At 65.6% G+C, this 3827-nt stretch carries 4 protein-coding genes; all 4 read left to right on the top strand.

What is annotated here, in order from left to right; genetic code table 11:
* The coding region (locus tag ABW137_RS35040; RefSeq protein WP_526407430.1) for a polyphosphate kinase 2 family protein at nt 1-604 on the top strand (604 nt) is incomplete at its 5' end.
* Between the two features lie 14 nt (nt 605-618).
* The gene (locus tag ABW137_RS35045; RefSeq protein WP_526407435.1) at nt 619-1140 is read left to right on the top strand and encodes a DUF6912 family protein; all 522 of its coding nucleotides are present in this window, start codon (nt 619-621) and stop codon (nt 1138-1140) included.
* Nucleotides 1141-1296: 156 nt separating this feature from the next.
* Nucleotides 1297-2451 carry a ferredoxin reductase gene (locus ABW137_RS35050; protein WP_526407432.1) on the top strand — a complete coding sequence of 385 codons (1155 nt, stop codon included), beginning with the start codon at nt 1297-1299 and terminating at the stop codon, nt 2449-2451.
* Between the two features lie 69 nt (nt 2452-2520).
* Entirely contained in the window at nt 2521-3789 is a 1269-nt protein-coding gene (locus ABW137_RS35055; protein WP_526407433.1) for a fatty acid desaturase family protein, read from the top strand.
* Nucleotides 3790-3827 lie beyond the last annotated feature (38 nt).

Below are 3827 nucleotides of genomic sequence, written 5' to 3' on the forward strand. Positions count from 1 at the left end.
CGCGCCCACCGACCGCGAACGTGGGCAGTGGTACTACCAGCGCTATATCGCGCAGCTGCCTGCCAAGGGCGAGATCGTGTTGTTCGACCGGTCCTGGTACAACCGGGCCGGCGTCGAGCAGGTGATGGGATTCTGTACGCCGCAGGAACATACGTTGTTCCTGCGGCAGACGCCGGTCTTCGAGCAGATGCTCCTCGAGGACGGGATCCTGTTGCGCAAGTACTGGTTCTCGGTGTCCGACGAAGAACAATTGCGTCGGTTCAGGTCCCGGATGAACGACCCGGTGCGGCAATGGAAGCTCAGCCCGATGGATCTGGAGTCGGTCTACCGCTGGGAGGACTACTCGCGCGCCAAGGATCAGATGATGGTGCACACCGACCTTCCGCAGAGCCCCTGGTACGTGGTGGAGTCCGATGTGAAGAAGCACGCCAGGCTCAACATGATGAGCCACCTGCTGTCCACCATCGACTACCACGACGTCGACCATCCGACGGTGGAGCTGCCGGAGCGGCCCATCCTGTCCAAGACCTACGAGCGACCACCGCGGTCGCTATCCACCTACGTCGACGATCACGTTGCCACCTTGATGGGGGATCGCGAATAGACGGCTACCCTCGCCTGGTGCGCGTCTACATCCCGGCGACTCTCGCCATGTTGCAGCGGCTCGTCGCCGACGGGTCGATGCACGCCTTGAGTGGCACGGCGTTCGCGGTGACTCCGACGCTGCGCGAGGCCTACGCCGAGGGCGACGACGACGAGCTCGCCGAGGTGGCATTGCGCGAGGCGTCACTGGCGTCGCTGCGACTGCTGGCGGCGGAGGCCGGGGGCGAGCGAAGCGACGGGGGCGAGGGGCTGCCTCCTCGTCGCGCGGTTCTGCTTGCCGACGTCGGCGAGGCCAAGCCGCGACCCGATCTCGACGACGCGGTCGTGCGGTTGGCGGGCCCGGTGAGCATCGCCGACGTGATCGCCGCCTACGTGGACAACGCGTCGGCCGAACCCGCGGTGACGGCCGCGGTGGAGGTGGTCGACGCCGCCGACCTGGGCGACGAGGATGCCGAGCTGACTGTCGGCGATGCGCTCGACAACGATCTGGCCTGGTACGCCTGCCAGGAGCTTCCGTTCCTGCTCGAATTGCTCTGAGAGCTCTCGAGAACGCCGCTCGAGAACAGTGCTGTTCCCACTGGATACGGAACCGTAGGTTACGGTACCGTAAGTTGTTGATGGGCCCCAGACTCCGGCCCTCGGAAGGGCCATCGGCAGGCCCTCCGAATCGCGACAGCTGGTCAGGAGCCTCCCATGGCGAAGCACGAAGTAAAGCTCTCCGCCAACGTGGCCGACACCATTCGACCCGACCTGGCGCGCGTCAATCAGCATCCTGCCTGGCACGCCTTGAGATCCGTCGCCGAGCGCATCACCACCCCGCTCCTGCCCGATGACTACCTCAAGCTGGCCAACCCGTTGTGGTCTGCGCGTGAGCTGCGCGGCAGGGTCCTGGAGGTCCGCCGCGAAACCCTCGACTCCGCCACGCTGGTGATCAAACCGGGATGGGGCTTTCGATTCGACTACGAGCCGGGCCAGTACGTCGGCATCGGGGTCCTCATGGACGGTCGTTGGCGCTGGCGCTCGTACTCGTTGACCTCGACGCCGGCGGGCTCGCAGAGGGGCGAGCGGACCATCACCATCACGGTCAAGGCGATGCCGGAGGGCTTCCTGTCCAGCCATCTGGTCGGCGGTGTGATGCCGGGGACGATCGTCCGGCTGGCCGCACCGCAGGGCAACTTCGTGATGCCCGACCCCGCGCCCTCCTCGGTCCTGTTCCTCACCGCGGGCTCCGGCGTCACCCCCGTCATGTCGATGCTGCGGACCCTGACGCGGCGCGGTCAGATCGGCGGCCCCGGATCCATCGTCCACGTGCACTCGGCGCCGACGGAGGCCGACGTGCTGTTCGCAGGCGAATTGGCCGAATTGGTGAACACCCACGACGGGTACCGGCTGTCGGTGCGGGCGACGCGGGCCGAGGGGCGACTGGACCTGGCGCGGCTCGACGATGTCGTGCCCGACTGGCGCGAGCGGCAGACCTGGGCCTGCGGCCCTGAGGGGATGCTCGACGAGGCACAGCGCCTGTGGGCGTCCGAAGGGCTCCAGGACCGGCTCCACCTGGAGCGGTTTGCGGCGTCGCGCGCTGCGGCGCGGGGTACGGGTGGCACGGTCACGTTCGAGCGCAGCGGCAAGTCCTTCGAGGCGGATGCGGCCACGTCGCTCATGGACGCCGGTGAGCAGGCGGGCGTTCAGATGCCCTTCGGCTGTCGGATGGGCATCTGCCAATCGTGCGTCGTAGGACTCCTCGAAGGCCACGTCAAGGATCTGCGGACCGGAGCCGAGCACGAGCCGGGGAGTCGCGTGCAGACGTGTATTTCCGCAGCCTCTGGGGACTGCGTGCTAGACGTCTGAGGTTTACTGGCTAGTAACCTACGGTAGCGTAGGTTCAACTACTGTAGGGGACGGAAAGGAGGTCGAACGATGGCAATCACCGACGTACCGGCATTCACCCACCTGACCGACGCGGACATCGAGAACTTGGGCTTCGAACTCGATGCGATCCGCGCGGACATCGAGGACTCCCGCGGTGAGCGGGACTCGCGCTACATACACCGCACCATCGCAGCCCAGCGCGCCCTGGAGGTCGCGGGCAGGCTGATGCTCGCCGCTGGCTCGCGGCGCTCGGCGTGGTGGGCAGGCACAGTCACACTCGGCGTGGCCAAGATCATCGAGAACATGGAGATCGGCCACAACGTCATGCACGGCCAGTGGGACTGGATGAACGATCCCGAGATTCACTCCTCGACGTGGGAGTGGGACATGAGCGGGTCGTCCAAGCACTGGCGGTTCACCCACAACTTCATGCATCACAAGTACACCAACATCCTCGGGATGGACGACGACGTGGGCTACGGCGTCATCCGCGTGACCCGGGACCAACGCTGGAAGCCGTTCAACCTCGTTGGCAACCTGCTCTTCAACACCCTGCTGGCCATCGGGTTCGAGTGGGGCGTCGGGCTGCAGCACCTGGAGCTGGGCAAGATCTCCAAGGGTCGCGACGACCGTGCCGCCACGCTGGTCCGGGTCCGCGAGTTCGGAATCAAGGCGGCCCATCAACTGATCAAGGACTACGTCGCCTATCCGGCGCTGACGTCGCTGTCGCCCGCCGCGACGTACAAGTCCACGGTCAAGGCCAATGCGATCGCGAACGTGATCCGCAACGTGTGGGCCAACGCGGTGATCTTCTGCGGCCACTTTCCCGACGGCGCCGACAAGTTCACCAAGACCGACATGGTCGGCGAGACCAAGGGTCAGTGGTATCTACGCCAGATGCTCGGCAGCGCCAACTTCGACGCAGGGCCCAGCCTCCGCTTCATGAGTGGAAATCTGTGCCACCAGATCGAGCATCACCTTTATCCAGATCTGCCAAGCAATCGCCTGCACGAGATCGGCGTCCGCGTCCGCGAGGTCTGCGAGAAGTACGACTTGCCGTACACGACGGGCAATTTCGCGGTGCAGTACGGCAAGACGTGGCGGACCATCGCCAAGCTGTCGTTGCCGGACAAGTACCTGCGCGACACCGCTGACGACGCTCCGGAGACCCGCAGTGAGCGGATGTTCGAGGTGCTGCAGTCCAACCCTGAATTGGGCTACACCGCAACCGATCCCACGACCGGTCGACGCCGCGGACTGAATACCGCGATCGCGACGGTGCGGGCGTGGCGCCGAGAGAAGCGGTCCGCCAAGTAAACGACAAAAGACTGCGGGGAGATGGTCATCGCCATCTC

The organism is Mycobacterium sp. (assembly GCF_040509115.1).
Lineage (GTDB): Bacteria > Actinomycetota > Actinomycetes > Mycobacteriales > Mycobacteriaceae > Mycobacterium.